Origin of the sequence: Rhodococcus sp. APC 3903 (assembly GCF_030407755.1) — a bacterium.
In the GTDB taxonomy this organism is placed as follows: Bacteria; Actinomycetota; Actinomycetes; order Mycobacteriales; family Mycobacteriaceae; genus Rhodococcus_F; species Rhodococcus_F erythropolis.
In genome coordinates, this window is the sequence record NZ_JASDCV010000018.1 from 29475 (window position 1) to 48375 (window position 18901).

The 18901-nt window shown below is 61.8% G+C and carries 19 protein-coding genes; 6 read left to right on the forward strand and 13 right to left on the reverse strand.

Features of this window, described 5'->3' with window-relative positions:
• The first annotated feature begins 122 nt into the window (after positions 1 to 122).
• The 4 genes from QMA15_RS23565 to QMA15_RS23580 are packed head-to-tail and all read left to right on the forward strand — an operon-like array spanning position 123 to position 3791.
• Positions 123 to 770 carry an ABC transporter permease subunit gene (locus tag QMA15_RS23565; protein WP_019745160.1) on the forward strand — a complete coding sequence of 216 codons (648 nt, stop codon included), beginning with the start codon at positions 123 to 125 and terminating at the stop codon, positions 768 to 770.
• A complete protein-coding gene (locus QMA15_RS23570) occupies positions 767 to 1978 on the forward strand; it encodes an ATP-binding cassette domain-containing protein (RefSeq protein ID WP_020908997.1) in 1212 nt (403 codons plus the stop codon). The genes QMA15_RS23565 and QMA15_RS23570 overlap by 4 nt, the downstream gene beginning before the upstream one ends.
• A 41-nt stretch (positions 1979 to 2019) precedes the next feature.
• On the forward strand, positions 2020 to 2799 hold the full coding sequence (locus QMA15_RS23575) for an ABC transporter permease (RefSeq protein ID WP_007731455.1): 780 nt from the start codon (positions 2020 to 2022) through the stop codon (positions 2797 to 2799).
• On the forward strand, positions 2796 to 3791 hold the full coding sequence (locus QMA15_RS23580) for a glycine betaine ABC transporter substrate-binding protein (RefSeq protein ID WP_019745161.1): 996 nt from the start codon (positions 2796 to 2798) through the stop codon (positions 3789 to 3791). Before QMA15_RS23575 ends, QMA15_RS23580 begins: the two co-directional genes overlap by 4 nt.
• Positions 3792 to 3818: 27 nt before the next feature.
• On the opposite strand, the gene QMA15_RS23585 is transcribed toward QMA15_RS23580, so the two are convergent.
• Together QMA15_RS23585 and QMA15_RS23590 are read right to left on the reverse strand one after the other, a co-directional pair.
• Complete coding sequence (locus tag QMA15_RS23585; protein ID WP_290286829.1) at positions 3819 to 4595, reverse strand: trans-aconitate 2-methyltransferase; 777 nt, start codon at positions 4593 to 4595, stop codon at positions 3819 to 3821.
• A gap of 44 nt (positions 4596 to 4639) precedes the next feature.
• Complete coding sequence (locus tag QMA15_RS23590; protein ID WP_290286831.1) at positions 4640 to 5686, reverse strand: phosphatidylinositol-specific phospholipase C domain-containing protein; 1047 nt, start codon at positions 5684 to 5686, stop codon at positions 4640 to 4642.
• 192 nt (positions 5687 to 5878) lie between these two features.
• On the opposite strand from QMA15_RS23590, the gene QMA15_RS23595 reads away from it, so the two are divergent.
• Positions 5879 to 7402 (forward strand): long-chain fatty acid--CoA ligase, encoded by a 1524-nt coding sequence (locus QMA15_RS23595; RefSeq protein WP_290286833.1) that lies wholly within the window; start codon positions 5879 to 5881, stop codon positions 7400 to 7402.
• 19 nt (positions 7403 to 7421) lie between these two features.
• Here QMA15_RS23595 and QMA15_RS23600 read toward each other — a convergent pair whose 3' ends face one another.
• The 3 genes from QMA15_RS23600 to QMA15_RS23610 all read right to left on the reverse strand — a co-directional run bounded on the left by QMA15_RS23600 (position 7422) and on the right by QMA15_RS23610 (position 10310).
• Positions 7422 to 8486, reverse strand: a complete 1065-nt coding sequence (locus QMA15_RS23600; protein ID WP_290286835.1) for an acyl-CoA dehydrogenase — start codon at positions 8484 to 8486, stop codon at positions 7422 to 7424.
• On the reverse strand, positions 8483 to 9631 hold the full coding sequence (locus QMA15_RS23605; protein WP_279164292.1) for an acyl-CoA dehydrogenase family protein: 1149 nt from the start codon (positions 9629 to 9631) through the stop codon (positions 8483 to 8485). Before QMA15_RS23605 ends, QMA15_RS23600 begins: the two co-directional genes overlap by 4 nt.
• A gap of 124 nt (positions 9632 to 9755) precedes the next feature.
• Positions 9756 to 10310, reverse strand: coding sequence for a helix-turn-helix domain-containing protein (locus tag QMA15_RS23610; RefSeq protein WP_279164291.1), 555 nt, complete (start codon positions 10308 to 10310; stop codon positions 9756 to 9758).
• Positions 10311 to 10495: 185 nt separating this feature from the next.
• Between QMA15_RS23610 and QMA15_RS23615 the strand changes: the two genes are divergently transcribed.
• Entirely contained in the window at positions 10496 to 11719 is a 1224-nt protein-coding gene (locus tag QMA15_RS23615; RefSeq protein ID WP_279164290.1) for a cytochrome P450, read from the forward strand.
• 6 nt (positions 11720 to 11725) lie between these two features.
• Here QMA15_RS23615 and QMA15_RS23620 read toward each other — a convergent pair whose 3' ends face one another.
• The 8 genes from QMA15_RS23620 to QMA15_RS23655 form a co-directional block, all read right to left on the reverse strand.
• Entirely contained in the window at positions 11726 to 13114 is a 1389-nt protein-coding gene (locus QMA15_RS23620) for a lipase family protein (protein ID WP_042952865.1), read from the reverse strand.
• A complete protein-coding gene (locus QMA15_RS23625; RefSeq protein ID WP_279164289.1) occupies positions 13111 to 14394 on the reverse strand; it encodes a hypothetical protein in 1284 nt (427 codons plus the stop codon). Before QMA15_RS23625 ends, QMA15_RS23620 begins: the two co-directional genes overlap by 4 nt.
• Before the next feature lie 297 nt (positions 14395 to 14691).
• Complete coding sequence (locus QMA15_RS23630) at positions 14692 to 15750, reverse strand: hypothetical protein (protein ID WP_256921993.1); 1059 nt, start codon at positions 15748 to 15750, stop codon at positions 14692 to 14694.
• A gap of 1 nt (position 15751) precedes the next feature.
• Positions 15752 to 16351, reverse strand: coding sequence for a signal peptidase I (locus QMA15_RS23635; RefSeq protein WP_046380050.1), 600 nt, complete (start codon positions 16349 to 16351; stop codon positions 15752 to 15754).
• An 8-nt stretch (positions 16352 to 16359) separates the two neighbouring features.
• On the reverse strand, positions 16360 to 16965 hold the full coding sequence (locus QMA15_RS23640; protein ID WP_021345457.1) for a SipW-dependent-type signal peptide-containing protein: 606 nt from the start codon (positions 16963 to 16965) through the stop codon (positions 16360 to 16362).
• 9 nt (positions 16966 to 16974) lie between these two features.
• Positions 16975 to 17646, reverse strand: coding sequence for a signal peptidase I (locus QMA15_RS23645; RefSeq protein WP_223257981.1), 672 nt, complete (start codon positions 17644 to 17646; stop codon positions 16975 to 16977).
• Positions 17647 to 17711: 65 nt separating this feature from the next.
• Entirely contained in the window at positions 17712 to 18254 is a 543-nt protein-coding gene (locus QMA15_RS23650; protein WP_019745195.1) for a hypothetical protein, read from the reverse strand.
• A 22-nt stretch (positions 18255 to 18276) separates the two neighbouring features.
• The gene (locus tag QMA15_RS23655) at positions 18277 to 18777 is read right to left on the reverse strand and encodes an alternate-type signal peptide domain-containing protein (protein WP_020970703.1); all 501 of its coding nucleotides are present in this window, start codon (positions 18775 to 18777) and stop codon (positions 18277 to 18279) included.
• Between the last annotated feature and the right edge of the window lie 124 nt (positions 18778 to 18901).

Below are 18901 nucleotides of genomic sequence, written 5' to 3' on the forward strand. Positions count from 1 at the left end.
GGACGACAGTCGAGGGAAACCCCTCGGCCTACGGAGGCTGCGGGGAAAGCCCTTGTGCGCCGGTCGGTGTCGAGGGAAGACGTTCGAGCGAGCAGAAGTCCGAAGAAAGTGGGTTCGGAAATATGGGCGCGCTATGGGATTTTGTCGTTGCACGACGACAGCAATTGATGACCGACTCGTACCTACATGTTTCAGCAGTTATCCAGTCCGTGATCATCGCGACGATTGCCGCCGTGATCATCGGCATTCTCGTCTACCGGAGCCCGGCGGGATCCTCCATCGCTACGGCGTTGGCCAGCACGATCCTGACGGTTCCTTCATTCGCCCTCCTCGGACTGCTCATTCCGATTCTCGGTCTCGGCGTCGCTCCTACGATCACCGCGTTGATCTTGTATGCCCTGCTCCCGATCATTCGGAACACGATCATCGGTCTGGATGCGGTCAACCCGGCGATCACGGACGCAGCCCGCGGTGTCGGAATGAATCGCATGCACGTTCTGAGTCGAATCGAGCTGCCGATTGCGTGGCCGTCGATCCTCACCGGCATGCGGGTCAGCACACAGATGCTCATGGGCATCCTCGCCATCGCGGCGTACGCCAAGGGTCCTGGTCTGGGAAACCTGATCTTCTCCGGACTCTCGCGTGTCGGTAGCCCGAACGCTGTTCCTCAAGCGCTGGTCGGCACCGTACTGATCGTCATTCTCGCTCTGATTCTCGACGGAATCTACGTCGTCATCGGTCGTCTCACTACTTCGAAGGGGCTGCAATGACTGAAACCATTCCGTCTGACGTATCTGCAGATCAGAAGGTATCCGGGGTCGAGATCGTTCTCGAATCCGTGACCAAGCGTTACCCGGGCCAGAAAGCTGCAGCGGTGGACAATGTTTCACTGACTGTTCCGGCCGGTGAGATCGTGGTCTTCGTCGGACCTTCGGGTTGCGGCAAGACGACGACGATGCGCATGATCAACCGTCTGATCGAACCCACCTCGGGCAAGATCACCATCGACGGCAAGGACGCGCTGTCCATCGACCCGGACAAGCTTCGCCGCGGCATCGGCTACTCGATCCAGCAGGCAGGATTGTTCCCGCACTTCACCATTGCGAAGAACGTCGCGACGGTGCCCGGCCTCATCGGTTGGGACAAGAAACGTATCGCAGCTCGCACCGACGAGATGCTCGACCTCGTCGGCCTCGATCCCGATACTTATCGCGACCGCTACCCTCGCCAGTTGTCCGGTGGCCAGCAACAGCGTGTGGGCGTGGCGCGGGCTCTGGCTGCAGATCCCCCTGTCTTGTTGATGGACGAGCCTTTCGGTGCCGTCGACCCGATCACCCGCGGCCTGCTGCAGGACGAACTGATGCGTCTGCAGTCGGAGTTGGGTAAGACCATCGTCTTCGTCACCCACGATTTCAACGAGGCAGTCAAACTCGGTGACCGTATTGCCGTGCTGGGCAATCAGTCCAGCATCATGCAGTACGACACTCCGGAAGCGATTCTCGCCAATCCCGCAAACGACATGGTCGCAGGATTTGTCGGGGCGGACGCCTCGCTCAAGCAGCTGACCCTGACACGCGTGCGCCAGATCAAACTCAAGCAGTGCCTCACCGCCCGCGAAACCGATTCGGTCGATGATTTGAGAACCGCACTCGCAGCGCGTAAGTGGAAGTGGGCCTTGATTCTCGATCAGCGTGGACGGCCGCTTCGCTGGGTCTCGCCCGGCCACCTCGCCCATGCGTCGACGCTTCGAGGTGTCGGTAACGAGATCGGCGAAGCCGTGTCCATCCAGTCCACCCTGCAGGATGCCTTGGAGGCTCTTCTCGCTGAAAGCAATGCGTCCACTGTGGTCACCGGACGGCGTGGCGAATATGTCGGTCTCATCACCATCGACACACTGGTCAGCCATCTCTCCGAGATGCGCGAGGAGCATGCGCACGACCACGACGAAGAGCCAGACACCGAGAACGTCGAGGGTTGAACATGACTGCCACGACAGAGGAGCGCGTCTCCGCGCCTGAGATGGAACCGGACGCCCCCGATCTGGGTGCGGCCGAGAACGCCGCCACGCGCCGTGCGGAACGGATGCGACTGTATGTGCAACCGGTCATCGTCCTGATCCTGGTTGCGGGCGTGTTGATCTGGGCATTCAGCCGAGATCTCAACGCGACGCAGAAGGCGAGCATCAATCTCGACAACATCGTCACACTGACCTGGCAGCACGTACTGATCACGGCCGCCGTGGTCATCATCGTCGTCGCCATCGCGGTTCCACTCGGAACCCTGCTGACCAGGCCGAAATTCACCCGATTGGCACCGTTCTTCGTGGGAATAGCCAACATCGGAGCCGCAGCGCCGGCCATCGGCCTGCTCGTGCTGTTCTATCTCGCAACAAGAACGACGGGCTTCTGGATCGGCGTGTTTCCCATCGCGTTCTATTCGCTGCTCCCGGTGCTGCGCAACACCATCCTCGGCTACCAGCAAGTGGACAAGACCTTGATCGATGCCGGGCGCGGGCAGGGAATGTCTTCGCTCACGGTCCTGCGTCAACTCGAATTCCCGATGGCCGTCCCGTACATCCTTGCAGGACTGCGCACTTCGCTCGTTCTGGCAGTCGGCACCGCGACGCTGTGCTTCCTGGTCAGTGCCGGCGGACTCGGCATTCTGATCGACACCGGATACAAGCTCCGCGACAACGTCACCCTCGTGGTCGGTGCCGTACTGGCGGTGTCGTTGGCCTTGCTGATCGACTGGCTCGGCGCGCTCGCCGAAACTTATCTCGGGCCCAAGGGATTACGATGACCAAGACTTCGATCACCAGAACGTGGGGCTGGAAAGTCGCGGTTGCCACGATCGGCCTCACACTTGTCGCTTCGTGTGGCCTCGAGTCCGGTGGCGCACTGCCCCTGGCTGTCGGCCCCGGCAGCATCGAGCCGGTTCCTGAGCTCGAGGGTGTGAAGATGACCGTCGGCTCCAAGGACTTCACCGAGCAGATCGTGCTCGGATACGTCATCGAATTCGCGATGGCCGCTGCGGGCGCAGATGTTCGAGATCTCACGAACATCCAGGGCTCGAACAGCACCCGTGACGCACAGTTGAACGGGCAGATCGACCTTGCGTACGAGTACACCGGGACCGGCTGGATCAACTACCTCGGCAACGAGACTCCGCTTCCCGATTCGCAGGCGCAGTTCGAGGCCGTCCGTGATGCGGACCTTGCTGCGAACGACATGGTGTGGACCGATCCGGCGCCGATGAACAATACGTATGCATTGGCGATGAGCAAGGAGACCGCTGAGAAGACCGGCGTCAAGACGGTTTCCGACTACGCGAAGTTGGTCGAATCCGATCCCGGCGCCGCGGTGACGTGCGTCGAGACCGAGTTCAACGTCCGCCAGGACGGATACCCCGGCCTGGCAGCGAAATACGGTTTCGACGCCTCGCGTGCCCAGCGCCAGATCCTGCAGACCGGCATCATCTACCAGGCGACAGCCGACAGCGATCAGTGCAAGTTCGGCGAGGTGTTCACCACCGACGGTCGCATCATCGCACTCGATCTCGTTCTGCTCGAAGACGATCTGCAGTTCTTCCCGAAATACAATCCGGCATTGGTCATGAAAAAGGACTTCGCGGAAGCGCATCCGGAGGTTGCCGAAGTCATGGCGCCGATCTCGGAGAAACTGACCAACGAGGTGATGACCGAGCTCAACCGGCAGGTCGACGTCGACGGCAAGGAGCCGGCGGACGTGGCTCGCGACTGGCTGGTCTCGGAAGGCTTTGTCACCGCTGAGTGATCGGCGGACCGCAGCACAGCCGAGTAGTTACCGCTTGCGTCCCACGCAGAACACCCGCCGGAACGGAAACAGCGTTCCGGCGGCTGTTGCGGGATACGCCTCCCGCAGCAGATCCGAATACTGGCGCTCGAACTCCGGAGCGTCGGCCTCGCCGAGAACGTCCAGCACCGGCCGAAGTCCAGTCCCCCGAACCCATCCGAGCACCGGATCAGCACCGGCCAGCACGTGTACGTACGTCGTCTCCCAGGCGTCGACGTCGAATCCGTGCTCCTGCAGACGCTGCGCGTACGCAACCGGACTGTCGACGCCTTCCGGGCCGCGTAGGACGCCACCCAGTCGCTCGCTCCATTCCGCGGACTCCGCGAGGCTTCGCATGAGCGCATGTGACGGTGCATCGAAGTTTCCCGGAACCTGCCACGCCAACCACGACCCGGATGCCAGGGTGTCCGCCCACTGGTCGATCAGCTCACGGTGGCTCGGAACCCACTGCAATGCAGCGTTACTGACGACCACGTCGTAACCCGAGGCATCGAAGGACATGATGTCCCCCAACTCGACGGTGACGTTTCCCGGTAGGTCTGTCGGGGCCTGCGCCACCATTTCGGGAGACGAATCGAGACCGGATACCGCCGCGTCCGGCCATCGTTCCCCCAGCATCGCGGTCAAGCTACCTGATCCGCAGCCGAGGTCGGCTACCCGCGTCGGGTCTTCGGTCGCCACCCGTGACACCAGGTCCACGAACGGGCGTGACCGCTCACCCGAATAGCGGCCGTAGACTTCGGGATTCCACGTGACAGTGCGCATGAACCCATCCTGCACCCTGTTCCTGAAAATTGCCGCCCTCTAGATCACCGACGCGGCACCACGGTGGACAGTACGTTCGGCAACCTCGACCAGTCCGCGGTGATGTAACTTGCGTGATCACCCGCCAACCGGTCGAGACGCTCGCTCGCCTCGGCTTCGGTGGCATGCGCACCGTCGATCTGTGGAGCGACCTTGTGCGCGTCGGTCATGACGAGCAGGTAGCCACGATCGTGGTACCACTGCGGATCCACAACGCCCGAGGTGTAATCGAGGGCGTCGCCGTCGAAGATCACGAACCACGGGCGGATGCCCGGGTCGGCGTAACGGTCGATTCGTGGGTCTCCCGGTGACGCCCGGTGAACAGCGGGAAAGGCGGCGCCGAGTTGGACGAGCCCGCCAGCGGACAGATCTCGCAAGTGCGTCGCGTACTGCCGGTCGGTCCACTCCGTGTCGAGCGGGTTTCCCTCCTCGATCGTTCCCGGAATCAGCTCGAACAGAAATTTGCCGTTCATCTCGGACATGCTCGGCCATCCACGGTCGGTGACGGCGGCATCCGGGGTCGAGTAGGACTCACCCATCAGATCGGATGGAGTGAAGACCGCGTCGCCGAGAGTCCCGAGGATCAAGGCGTCGAGATCGGCAGGTCCGCGTCCGTAGCCGGTGGTGAAACCGTCCTTGAGTTCCAACTTGATCATCACCGGAGGATGCTCGGGGTCGGCTTCGTGCCACGCCCGCATATCTGCCAGGCATCCGCGCAGTCCCTGATCTCGCTGACCACTTCGCAACCCGGATGCGTCCTGCGCGCCGACGCAGTTGCTGTCACTCGCCACCGGATTCATGTGCGAGACACGCCAGTCCGGACCACCGCCGTTGGTCCACAGATCCAATTCGAGCAGCGAGGCCCCGGAGTCCAAAGCGTCGGCGAAGTACGGAAATGTCGCCTTCTCGTAGGAGTTGTGGACGCCGACGGACGTGGTCTCGGAGAACGAGCGAGCTCGGTCCGCAGTCGTCTCGGCACCGGCAATGGGAGCCGAGACGACCGAGACGACCGCCGCGAATGCACTCACACCGGCTACCAGAATTCCACGCATGTTCGACACTCTCGCAGAAATCACGCCGCTGCAGGACGGAATCGGAAGAGACAACTGGACAATCGTCCGAGACTGCATCGAGGGTGAGGCGCGGTCTCAGGCGGTGAGTGAAGGAAATTATCAGGCAAATAGCATCATGGCTGGAACTGATCCGAGTCGGAGCACTCGGCCCACACCCGCAGAAGGAATCGCATGCAGCTGACTCAATTCGTTCACCGATCCCTGCGAGCATCACCCGATGCGGTGATGACGATCTTCGACGGCCGGCTGCGCACGTGCCGGGAATCGGTGGACCGGACGAGCAGACTCGCCGGCGGGTTTCAGACTTTGGGCCTGCGCACCGGTGACAGAGTCGCAATCTTGGCATCGAACTCCGACTACTACCACGAGGCGCTCCTGGCCTGCTGGTGGTTCGGAGCAGTGGCCAGTCCGGTCAATTCTCGCTGGAGCACGGCGGAAATCACGTACGCCCTGGAAGATTCAGGATCGACGGTATTACTCGTGGACGAGAACTTTGCTTCCGTCGGATCTACCCTTCGCGAGGCGTGTCCAGGCCTGACCACTGTCGTCTACTGCGGCAGCGGCCCGGTTCGCGACGGAATGCTCGACTATGAACGGGTGATCGCGGAGGCGACTCCGGTCGACGATCTGCGCGTCGGCGGCGACACGCTGGCACTACTCCTCTACACCGGCGGGACCACCGGAGTGCCGAAAGGCGTGATGATCAGTCATCAAGCGCTGATGACCTCGGCGCTTGGTACTCTCGCGGCAGGCAGCGTGGCTGTCAGCAACGGAACGAACCTCGCGATCAACCCTCTGTTTCACATCGCCGGGATAGTTGGATGGTTGGCTCAGTCGCTGATGGGTGGCACCCAGGTGTTCATGCCGAACTTCAGCCCACGCACGTTCCTCGAGGCCGTTGATCACCATCGCCCGACAACTGTGGGTCTGGTGCCGACGATGCTTCAGATGTTGGTCGACTACGAAGACTCGACCACCTATGACTTGTCCAGCGTCAGGATCCTGAGATACGGCGCCTCGCCCATTTCACCGACGCTTCTCGAACGAGTCATGCAAATGTTCCCCAACAGCTCGTTTGTGCAGGGCTACGGGATGACTGAAACCGCGCACATCAGCATGCTGAGCCCGGCTGATCACCTCGAAGGTGGTGATCTCCTCCGCAGCGCCGGTCGAGTACTGCCGCACTGCGAGGTGAAAATCGTCGACCCGACCGGCGCGGAACTCCCACCCGGCGAGGTGGGCGAAATCGTCACGTTCGGCAGCCACGTCATGCTCGGATACTGGAACAAACCGAAAGAGACCGCAGAAGTGCTCCGCGACGGGTGGATGCATACCGGCGACGCCGGATACCTGGACGCCCGCGGTTACCTGTTCATCGTCGATCGCATCAAGGACATGATCGTCACCGGTGGCGAGAACGTCTACTCCACCGAGGTCGAAAACGCTCTGGCACAACATGAATCCGTCGCGTCCTGTGCCGTGATCGGCCTGCCCGATACCCAGTGGGGCGAGCGTGTCCATGCCGTAGTCGTCCTTCGGCATGGTTTCGACGCCGACGCCGACGAACTGCGCGCTCACGTGAAAACGCTGATCGCCGGTTACAAATCTCCGCGTACCTTCCAATTCGTCGATGCATTGCCACTGTCGGCAGCAGGCAAGATACTGAAGCGCGATCTTCGTTGCAACGCAACGTAATCCTCTACGACAGTCAGGATTACAGCTGCAATGTCGGTTCTGGATCAGTGATCAAGCGGTGCAGTGACGGCGATGCAGCTACGGCCTCTCCCAGTTGCATAGCGCTCGCGATTTCGTCGCCGAACTCCGATCGCCAGGCATGCAGTCGTCGGGTGAGTTGTTGCAAGCGGTATTCGCGGGTCATGCCGATCGCACCGTGTGCCTGGTGGGCGGCGCGCACGCTCGCGAGCGCATTTTGTGAAACCACCAATTTGGTTGCGCTCACTTCGAAGTCGGCATCGCCTCTGGTGAGTGCATGTGCAGTGCGATCGACAGCCAGCGTGGACATCGATGCCATCTGAGCGAGAGTGACGATATGCTGCTGGACGGCTTGGAACTGCGCGATGGGCCTACCGAACTGCACCCGCTCCGACACGTAGCGACGGGTCAACGTCGACACCGACTCCATGGCTCCTGCCATCTGTACCGAGCGCAAGAACGCGCCGAGCCTGTTGAGAATCCGCGGGTCGACAAAGTTGTCGCCATCGACAATCCGCGCTTCTGCGAACGTCAGGCTCTGACGCGGTTGCCCGGCAAGATCCGTCCCTCCACCGATCTCGGCGTCGGAGATGTTCAGGAGTACAACGCGATCACCGAGAACTGCTGCCAGCACTGATGCGGCGCTACCCCACGGCACATCGTGAAAGGTGCCCGACAGGAAACCGTCGTTGGTGCGACGCACATCGTCGCGCTGCGATCCCGGCGCGACGGTTGCGATTCCGGAGGGCACCGGTAGCCCGGCCGCTGCTGCCAGCCTGCCCGCGAGGTACGTCTCGGCGAGCGGCAACGGCGCAGCGTGCCTCGCCGCCGCGCGCTGGACAGTCACGGCGTCGAGGAGCGAGCCACCGGAACCACCAACGGATTCGGGAAGACCGACCAGCGGCAACCCCAGTTCGACTGCCGCGCTCCATAATCCGGTGGACAGACCGTCGATCTCCGCCTGCGCTACCACCTCGGTGCCGGACTTCTCGGCGAAAAATTGTTCTACCATCGATTCGAGGTCGGCGTCGAATGTGTACGCGTTGATCTCTGACCCCGAATTCATCGGTTCAATCCTTTCACGATCACGGTGCGGAGAATTTCGTTGGTTCCACCGCGAATCGACCACGACGGCGCCACCAGCACGGCCCGGGCGAGCAGCGACTCGTACGGATCGTCGGAGGCAAGGTCTGGAGCCCGGCCGAGGTGCCGCGCGACGGTCGCAACACAGTCCTGTTCGAAGCGTGTTGCCATCTCCTTGATCAGCGCGGCCTCCGTGACCGGCGAGCGACCGGAGTCGACCATCCGTGCAATGGACAGCGACATCCCACGAAAAGCCCAGCAGCGCGCCGTAATCGAGCCCAGATCGGCGAGGGCAGAGGGACCGCCCTGCGCCGCCTGGTTGGCTGCCCAGTTCTCGAGGACCGGCATCAGCGACATCCAGCGGTCGACGCCACCTCGCTCGAGTGCGAGTTCACCGGTGTTTTGTCCCCAGCCCGCTCCGACGTCTCCGAGGCGACGCGAGTCCGGCACGAAAACGTCCTGGAACGACACCTCGCAGAAGTCCTCGCTTCCGTCGATGAACGGAATGGGTGAGACGGTCAGGCCCTCGCTGTCGCGATCGACGATCAGCTGAGTGAGTCCGTTGTGCTTGTCTGCCGAGGTTCGCAGCAGGGCGAGTATGTGTGTGGCGTGGAAGGCGCCGGTGGTCCAGATCTTGGTGCCGTTGACTTTCCAGCCACCATCGACACGTTCGGCGCGAGTGCGTACCGATGCCAGGTCCGAACCCGAGTCGGGCTCACTCATCCCGATCGAGAACGAGAACTCACCGCTCGCGATACCGGGAAGGAAGTACCGCTTCTGTTCTTCCGTGCCGTTGGCGGCGATGCTCGGACCCGACTGTCTGTCTCCGATCCAGTGATAACCGACCGGCGCTCCCCGCGCGAGAAGTTCTTCGACGACGACCAATCGATCCACTGCTGACCGTCCGCCCCCGCCGTATTCCTTCGGCAGTGACATTCCGAGCCACCCACGGCTACCGAGATCTCGCGAGAACGCCGGATCCACCGCCCCGGACATCCCGAGTCCGAGAGGGTAGCTGCCGGGGGTTAGCCGCTTGTCGAGGTACTCCCGCACTTCAGCCTGAAGCGCGTGTTCCTCGATCGTCAGTTCTGTTGCGTCGAAACACATGGACGTACTGCGTACCACCATCGTGACTTTCTCCTTCGCGGCAGCGGACAGGCTTCAGGGTACCGAGCCGAGGAACGAATGCATGAACCGAACCGTCTGCAGCAGCGACCGACCCGCCGCACTGTTCACGAACACGGAACCCTGCTCAGGAGCAGACGAACGACTCGACCATCCGTCGTTCGTCTGCCCTGTCGGCCAGTGGCCACGCCAACAGCATCAACACGATCCGAACCACCCACTGCGACTGTTGACCTTCGGGATCCAATCCAGCAAGTTCGAGTGCAGTACGCGGTAGCAACGGAGAAGACACGAGATACTCGTCGATACCGTTGGCCCGCGCCGCCGCAAGGCCATGGCTCATGGCGGCGTCGGCTCTGATCGCGTCGACGGCGACGAGGATCGACTCCACGATCCGCTCGTCGCCACGCAGTGATTCGACGGCAGCCGCAACCTGGCTCGCCACGGACGCCGCACCTCGCGACAACAGCCCCTCACGGATCGCGGACTTGCCACCCACGTAGCGGTAGAGCGTCGCCCGCGAACAGCCTGCGCGGGAAGCGACGTCGTCGGCATTGAGCCGATCGAATCCCAGTTCTCGAATCAGCTCTGCTGCAGCCGCGAAGATGCGCTCGGTTGCGAGTTCACGGCGGTTACCGCCGGCCAACCAGTCGGCGGCGCGGCGCTCGTTCACACCGGTCACTCTCCGTCACCTCGTCTCACCTCGAGACAGATTCAATCAGCAATCTCAACGCTATGGAAGGCCGCGAGCCTCTGACCTGGGAGAAGTACGAGGGGGTCGATGTGCGTGAGATTTTCTCAAAATGCCAGTTCAGAGGCATTTTCCACCTGTTGACTTCTCCTCGCTGGCCGTGAAATCTTCCATTCGTGACACCACCGACGCTGGACATCAACCCCTTCCTCCCGTCGAATATCGACGACCCTTACCCGCTCTACGACGTACTCCGGCGCGAGCACCCCGTGTATCGAATACCCGATACCGACTTCTATCTGGTGTCGACGTGGGAACTGGTCACCGAAGCCGTTTCCCGTACCGAGGACTTCTCCTCCAACCTCACCGGCGTACTGGTTCGAACACCGGACGGATCGGCCGTGACGTTCGTAATGAACGGCGGCGGGCAAGCCGTTCATGTCCTCGCGACCGCCGACGAACCCGACCATCAGCACCATCGCAAACTTGTCCTGCCGACACTGGTCGCCAAACGCATACGAGCACTCGAGCCGACAATGCTCGAGTACACGCAGCAGTTGTGGGACAACGGCTTCGACGGTCGCCACATCGACTGGGTCACGTCAATAGCGGACACCCTCCCACTGCAGATGGTTGCCGCACTGATCGGCTTGCCGACAGCCGACGTCCCCCAATTGCTGGCGTGGTCTTACGACAGCACCGAACTTCTCAGCGGCATCGTGACGGCGGAACGGTTTACGGACGTCGTCACCTCGGCGGCCGAACTCACCGGGTACCTCTACAGCAAGTTTCGTGAGGCGCGGACAAACCCGGTCGACGATCTACTCGGAGACCTCGTCCGTTGCTGTGACGCAGGCGAACTCAGTGAAGACGTGGCCGTTCTGATGCTGGTGCAACTCGTCGGTGCAGGCGGCGAATCGACCGCCGGACTGATCGCCAACTCTGCTCGGCTATTCGCCGAGCGCCCCGAGATACAGACGCAACTGCGCGAGGACCCGCTACTCGTGAGCGCATTCCTGGAGGAGACGCTCAGACTCGAGTCGCCTTTTCGCGGACACCACCGACATGTCAATGCGGACACAACCCTCGGCGGAGTGGCGCTACCCGCCGGCAGTCATCTCATACTGCTGTGGGGCTCGGCGAACCGCGACCCGGAGTCGTTCGCCGAGCCACATGCGATGAACCTCGACCGGGCCAATCTCCGAGCGCATTTCGCCTTCGGCAGGGGAGCACATTTCTGTGTCGGGGCCGCGCTGGCCAGACTGGAAGCAAAGACCGCCATCGGTGTACTTCTCGAAAACAGTTCGCATGTCACAGTCGATTCCGAATTCCCGCCACGTTGGGTCCCCAGCATGTTCGTACGCCGCCATCAGAGTTTGCGTCTCGCTGTCACCGGATAGTTTCACTCAGTTGTCGAAATTGTGGGCTATCCAATCGATTGTCTGCATTCCGAACAGGTCTGTCCCCCAACCGTATGGATCCGCGACTGCGCGATCCATACTGCAGTCCGTGGGCTGATAGCTCACGTCCGTCCCTCGGCTTCTGTACGTGTCCGCCAGTTCTCGCGCATCAGCTGCCGGTACAAGTGACATCGGGGAGTCGTCCTTTGCGCACGAAGTTATCAATACCTTCGACGCCGGAGCACCGTGGCCCAATACGTTGTCGTCGTACGCACGCTGGAAGCTGGGTTCTGTGATCGGATCGATTCCCGGCGCGAAAAGGCTTGCCAACGGCACGAACGGAAGGGTGAAGTACGCCGGCATCTGACACTCACCCCGGTACACGTCGGCAATCACTCGGCCCACGGGATTGAGCTTGTCGTTCAACTTCATCTCGGGATACCACGGTTCGAGACCGAGGAGCGTCGCAAATCCGAAGCCCGCGCCGACCGAGGAATCTGTTGTCTCCATGAATGTTCGGGGCTTGATCACCATGCCCTCGAGGACTGTCGAGACGATATCGAGTTCCGGCGCGTAGGACTGCGCAGATTCTGCGGCGAATGCCGAACCGACTCCACCACCAGCGATCCCGAACAACGCAATCTCCGCCTCCGGATTCAGCTCGGAATCCTGCAGCTGAAATGCTGCGCGCACTGCATCCAACTGGGCGTGCCCGGCGAACTTACCCGCGAAGACACCGTGGGGATCACGGTCTCCGTTGTTCCCGACGTCGGAAATCACTACGGCATAGCCTTTTCCGAACATCAGCGCCAGTGGACCCAAGGCCGACCAGGAGGCGCCGTCCAGCGGATCGCCGCCGGTCCAGTGTGAACTCGGATGACAGTAGCCGCCGACGCTGTCGTTGGCCTCCTGATAGCTGATGATCTTCTTCTCCGACGCCGGCGTTCCGTCGATCGGGATCATCATGATTCCAGTGCTCACTACCGGCGTCGAACCGTCGATTCCGGTTGTGACATACATGATCTTGTAGGCGTCGAGCTGTCCCGGTTTGTATCCGGTGAACAGTACATCCACCTTCTTCGACTTCAGGAGATCACCGGGACGCTCGGCGCCGGTCAACACCGGCTCGTCGTAAAACGGATCATCGGCGGTGAGTGCAGTGAAGATCTCCTCTTCGGATGCGAACTCCCCTGAACTGAGAGCACCGACGGTGAACCCGTTGAATACCTCTCCCAGAGTTGGGGTGTCGGTCCGAAACTCCTCGGATACAGGAGTTTGCACGTCTTTCGGGACATCACTGTCCGGCACCTCAGCTCCAGCCGTTGCTGGCAGGACCAGCGCAACGGTCAGCGCCACCAGCGGCGCCAACCTTCGGAATGTGGCCGACGACATCACTGAACCGTCACTTTCAAACTGGAGAGGGCCGATTCGAGAGTTTGTGGGAGGGTCATCATCGGGCGGTGGCTCTCCAATTGAATTTCGTAGGGAACACTCAATGTGGCTACGAGCCGTGGCCAATCTTCTTCGACCATCGCTCGGTACTTCGGCAAGAGCTGTGAGGTGATGTAGTCCCACCGGTCCTCGTATACCGACCAGTTCCAATCCGGCAGTGGCATCGTCACGTTCGCGGTGCGTCCGTCGGCAAGTGTCGTCGTGAACTCGAGGGGCCGGAACGAGCGAGGCGGGACCACGCCGGCGACCGAGGGCGAGCCGGCAACGGTCGATGCGTAGGTGATCGCTTCTCCCACATCACCTTTGTAGGCGCGCACGGTATCCCACTGGTCGCGGATGATCACCCCTTGCTCACGCTGGAGCAGCGCCGCGTTCCCCAGTGCAATTCGATCCGGATTGCCGGACGCGACATCGCGCCAGGCGTCCATGACGTCGTGGCCGAACAATCCCGCGTGCTGCATTTCCTCCAGCGCCGAAAGTCCTTCATCCACGTACGCCTGATGCATCGGCATCAGATCCGAGAAGATGTTCTTCTGCATCACCAGGATCATCCCCAGCGCATAATCCAAGTCGTCCGCCGTGACGTTCCTGCCCACCGCCGCGAGTGCGCGCAGCCCTGCCGGCAATTGGTTCAGCGCCTGCACGCCAACCTGATCCGTGACCTGAGAAACTATCGAATTGGCAACCTGCTGGAGATTCGGAAACGAGTACACGTCCGCCATCAGTTCGAAGTCGATCAGTCCCCCGCCGAAGTCTGCGCCTACCTGTCCGCCCATGCCCGCCCACTGCAATTCCGGGTGCCCGAGTTGCAGATCCTCGTAGTAGCGGTACGACTTCACCAGGTTGGTGCGATTAGCCGACACTCCGGCGCGCGGGTTCCACGATGAGAGATCGATTCCGGCGGCTTCCGTGGCAGCGACCAATCGATACTGAAACAGCAAGGCCGCATAGGATTCCGGACTGCGACCACTGGCGCGGGCTTCTTCCACAAGGGCTTGCAAGGTGCCGAGATCAGTCGGCAACGCGGGATGGACACCGCCCGGACCGTGTTCGGCATTCCGATTCACCAAAGGCAAGTTCACATACTCGTCCAGTTCGGACGCCGAGGCTGATGTCTGGACCGACAGCAACGCGGACATCGTCAGCGCACATGCCGTCGTTGCTACCACTACGCCGCGCGCCCAACGACGTCGCCGAACTACGGCCCCCAGGTTTAACCGCATATCGATCCCCGTACTCAGATCGGCAATCGCCCCGATCGATTGCCGATACCAAACTTACTTTGCAGTAAGATAACTCGAGACCTGAAGAAATGCGAATCCACTGCGAGCGATTCAGGTATCTCTACACGTCGTTGCCAGCCACTGTTGCTTTATCCCGTCCCCGGGTCGCCGAAACCTCACCAGCCGGTGACCGACCGGTTACCTGTTTGCCGGACACCGTCAGACAAGCGGATCTACGATTGTGCCCCCGAGTCCTGGAGACTCGGGGGCACAATCGAGAGGGCTCGTGATCAGCTGCTACCCGAAGTCAGGCATGTTCTGCCCGCTGTCCTTGTAGAACTTCCACGTGCCGTCCTGCGGCGACTCCATGATGCGGTAGACCTCGGTTGCCCCGACAATCCACAACTGGCCGTCGTACCAGTGCAGAGTGGAACCCGATTCGACACGGCCACTTGCGAGTTCGTTGCCGTCGGCGTCGACCACTGCAACCTTGTTGCCACCCGCAGTCCAGCCGCCGGTGAGGCCACCACTCTCGACTGTGTCCGTGAGAACCGGCTTCGGATCCGCCGAGGGAGTGGTCTCCGGCGACGTGGTTTCCGGGGTGGTCGGGGCCGGAGTTGTCGTGCTCGGTGCCGTCGTGGTCGTGGCCTCGGTTGTGCTGGTCGGCTCGGTGGACGTCGTCGGATCGACGGTCTCGCTCGTGGACGGAGCTTGGGTAGTGGTCGTCTCCAACGCATCCGGCTCGTTCGGCACCATCGCTTCGGCCTGCATCCTGCTCAGAGGGTTCGCCCCGTTGGGTGCCGGTGTCGTCGGATCCCAGGTGTTGGTATTTTCCCAGGCCTGGTTAGCCAATTGCGGACCACGATTACCCTCGCATTCGGTCCTGTTACTTACGAGGTCCTTATGGGTTATCTCGACAGACGACATGAAACCAGATGAGATTGCCGGCCCGTTCACGGTGTACACCCGCGCCCACATCACATTGCGACTGCCATGGGTAATTCCACTGATCGACGTTTGGCTCGCCGACAGATTATCCGTTCGAACGATGTAGCTCGGATCGGATTTCCTCACGAAAACCACCTTGTACCCCGTGACACCTGGAACCGCGGGCCAGCTCAGGTTTGCTCTACGTCCCAATAGGTCTGCTCCTCCCGACGTCGAGCAGTTCACAGTCGAGGTCAACGGCGTCGGATAAAAGTTGCCCGTCGCCACCTGTGCGCCAGTCGAATTGACCGCGTCAGTTGGATTGGCCAACGTCCCGGTGGTCTGAGCCAGGCCGAAAGCCATTGCAGCAGCGCCGCCGATGGCGATCAACGACCGCAGCGACTTCATGCGGGTGCTAGCCCGACGCATTTCAATCATTATGAGCCTCCTGAAGCTCCCCGCAGGTTTCGTCAGCATCGACGCGGGCGTCATTTGTAGTGGCGGCGCGGGCATTCTCCAGACGCCGGTCTTTAGTTCGTCCAAATGCGATGACCAGCACCGCGCCTACCAATCCGCCACCGAGGAAAGTTGCGAGCGGACTGGAAAGCCAAGCAACGACATAGCCGAGCCCACCGACACTGGTGAACACGCGGTCCGCCTCGGTGATGGTGTACGGCAGCCGATCAGCCACATTGTTGGCATCGCCCTTGAGCGTGGCGAGCACGGTGTCCGCTCCTGCCGATTCGAGTTCGACCACGCGGTGGGTGATGCGCACGCCTTGGTCGTTGTCGACGCTGATCACGTCGCCGACAGCGAGTTCAGTTGCAGGCACGGTCTTCGCCAGCGCCAGCGCACCGGTGGAGATTGCAGGTTCCATCGAACCCGAGCGGAACACCAGTGGTTTGATCCCGAATATCAGGGACGCGAGAGTGGCGATTATGCAGATGAGCCCGGCGACCGCAGCCACATTCAGGGCAATTTCCTTGCCGCGACTGCGTCCCACGGTCACCTCCTCATCGGTGCTGTCCATCGCGATGATCACTGCCCCGTTGCGGTGAAGTTGAAGCCCAGATCGGCGATCTTGAACTGCTCCGTCTGACCTGCGGTCGAATCGACGGTCACCTTGATACACACCTGCTCCGAAACACCGGCAGCGAGTGATCTGCCGGAGACGAGTGTCGGGTTGCCGGAGAACGCTTGCTGCGTCCCGATGATCGGTCCTGAACAGGTACTGCCGTCGTTGGCACCGCTCTGATGTAGAGAAACCTTGAGCTTCCCGATCAGCGCGGACGAGCCGGTGGCCGTTGCCGATACTGCCCACTGGAAGTTGGCCGTTCCGGTGTTCTGAACCGTCAATGCCCCGGCCTCACTCTGGCCTGGCAGCATGCTGTTGCGCTTGAGTTCGGTGAATTGGTGTGCGGGCCGCTGGTTGTCGACTTTCAGCTGGACCGACGAAGTGCTGAACATGCCGGTGGTCGCGGTAGCGCTGTCGGACCACGCCGCCATCGTGCCGACCGCTCCGAGGCCCAGGACCATGCCGAGAGAGAGCACGGCCCGGGTACGTATCCAACCGGTCTCGCCCAGACGGCTTCGCATCCGCGCCCCGAGACGCGCGCCGCCGCCCGATTTCTGTTCTGTAGACATTCTGCTGTCCTATTTCGATTCGGAGTTTGGTGCCGATGGATCGGCGGGCAATACCGGCGCGCCGAGTTCAGGGCCGGAAAGAGTCGGGTCGGTGCCACTTTCGTCGTCATCGGCCTTGCCCCGCTTGTCGCGGATGCCACTGACGACCATCCACACGGCATATACAGCCAGGCCCGCAGCCACTCCCGTCGTGAGAATCGAACGCGATTGCCCGTTGATCACCGAGTTCACCCGGCCCAGATACGGCACCGAGTAGATGACCCGACCACGGATCTGCTCGGGCACCAGCGACCACGAGTCGGCGACGGGGTTGTTGTCGCCGCGAGTGTGGATGCGACGCTCCCCTTCCCCGGTGTAGTAGATGCCCTCGATGCGGTGGGTGACCACCGCTGGATCGCCGGAGACGGGCTGGAACGTAATCACGTCCCCGGTGGTCAGATCCTCGTTGGGAGTCGGCTTGACCACTATGAGCGTGCCAGGGGGCATGGTGGGTTCCATCGAGCCGGTGAGAACCGTGTACGCGGTGGAGCCGGTGAGTCGAGGGATAACGACCATCACCGCGAGAACGCCGATCATCAACAGCAACAGCACCCACGAGACGATGGTGCGAGTCCACCACCAGAGGGTGGTCTTCTCTCCTGAGTCTTGTTCGGGATCATGTTGCCGCTCAGATGTTTCCACGTGTGCGCTGTGCCGGGGTCGATACTCGGCACGTTCGCCCGCGCGCCGGCTTCTCGCGGTGACGGTCATGACTGGCTCACTGAGCTTGCGTCGAAGGTGAACGTCGCGTTGGACTGTTGGCTCGCTGCCGCGCCCTGGCCCAGCGTGGCCCGCAGGCACAACACCTGCATCTGCCCGGCCGGAACCAGCTGCTCCGAAAAGGCCGCACCGTCCATGGCACCGTTGTAGAGCTCAGTGCCCACGTCACCAGTGGCGGTGCAGGCCGCCTCGTTGGCTACCTTGGCCACGCGCAGGCTCAGCGGCGGTGGGGTGGCGCCGTTGAGTACAACATCGGAAAGCACGTAGTTCATCTGCACATTGCCGGAGTTGATCACCGGCAAGGGCATCTGAATGCTGTCGCCCGGGCCCTTGTTGTCCAACTTGAACCCATCGAGGTTGAACTGCTTGACCCCTTCACCGCCGGCAGAGATATCGAGCATGCCTGCCTGAATAGTGCCGCCGGTCGATTCTGCGGTATCGCGCCACAGCGCGCCGGTCTGCTGCACCGAGACGAACCCGATGAGCAGAACCGACGACGCTGCGATCGCCCATTTGTATTGGGTCTTCACGTGACCTTCTTCTGGTCTCGAATTACGGGGTGAGCGTCTGCTCGAGGGTGACCGAGGCTCCGGACAGCGTGGCGGCCTCGCCCGCACCGTCCGTGTCGGTGGTGGCTGGCTTGAACGTGATCGTGGTGGTGATATCCCGCGTGCCGGTGCCCGCGGTGACGCTCGCGTTCTGGCCACCGGCAGTCGCGACCTCCAGCTTGCTCGCGAGAGCCCCGGAAATACCGCCGACGGTCGGTGTGAGCGTGGCCTTGAGGTTGGTGCCGACGAGGTTGTAGTTGTACGTCGCGGTGTAGGTGAGGACGTCACCGGGGACGATTTTGTCGGTGGTCGGGTTGAATGCATTCCCGCCGAGCTTCCACACACCGGAGCCCGCCGCTTCGCTGATCGTCATCGAGCCCGCGCCTACTGTCTGGCTTCCGCCAGTGCCGGTCGATGCATTCCACGCGGCCATGGTGCCCGCACCGCCTGCGAGCAGAACAGCAGCCGCACCTGCGGCGATCGCACCCTTTGTGGTCTTGTTCATCTGGTATTCCTCCTGTGCAGTTCGCGGCGGGACATCCGACGCGCTTGGTTGAGCCCGGGCCGTGCGGATGTGCACTCCGGTGAAACAGCCCCAGGAAGGGGCATGGGAAACGAAGCCGCCGAAT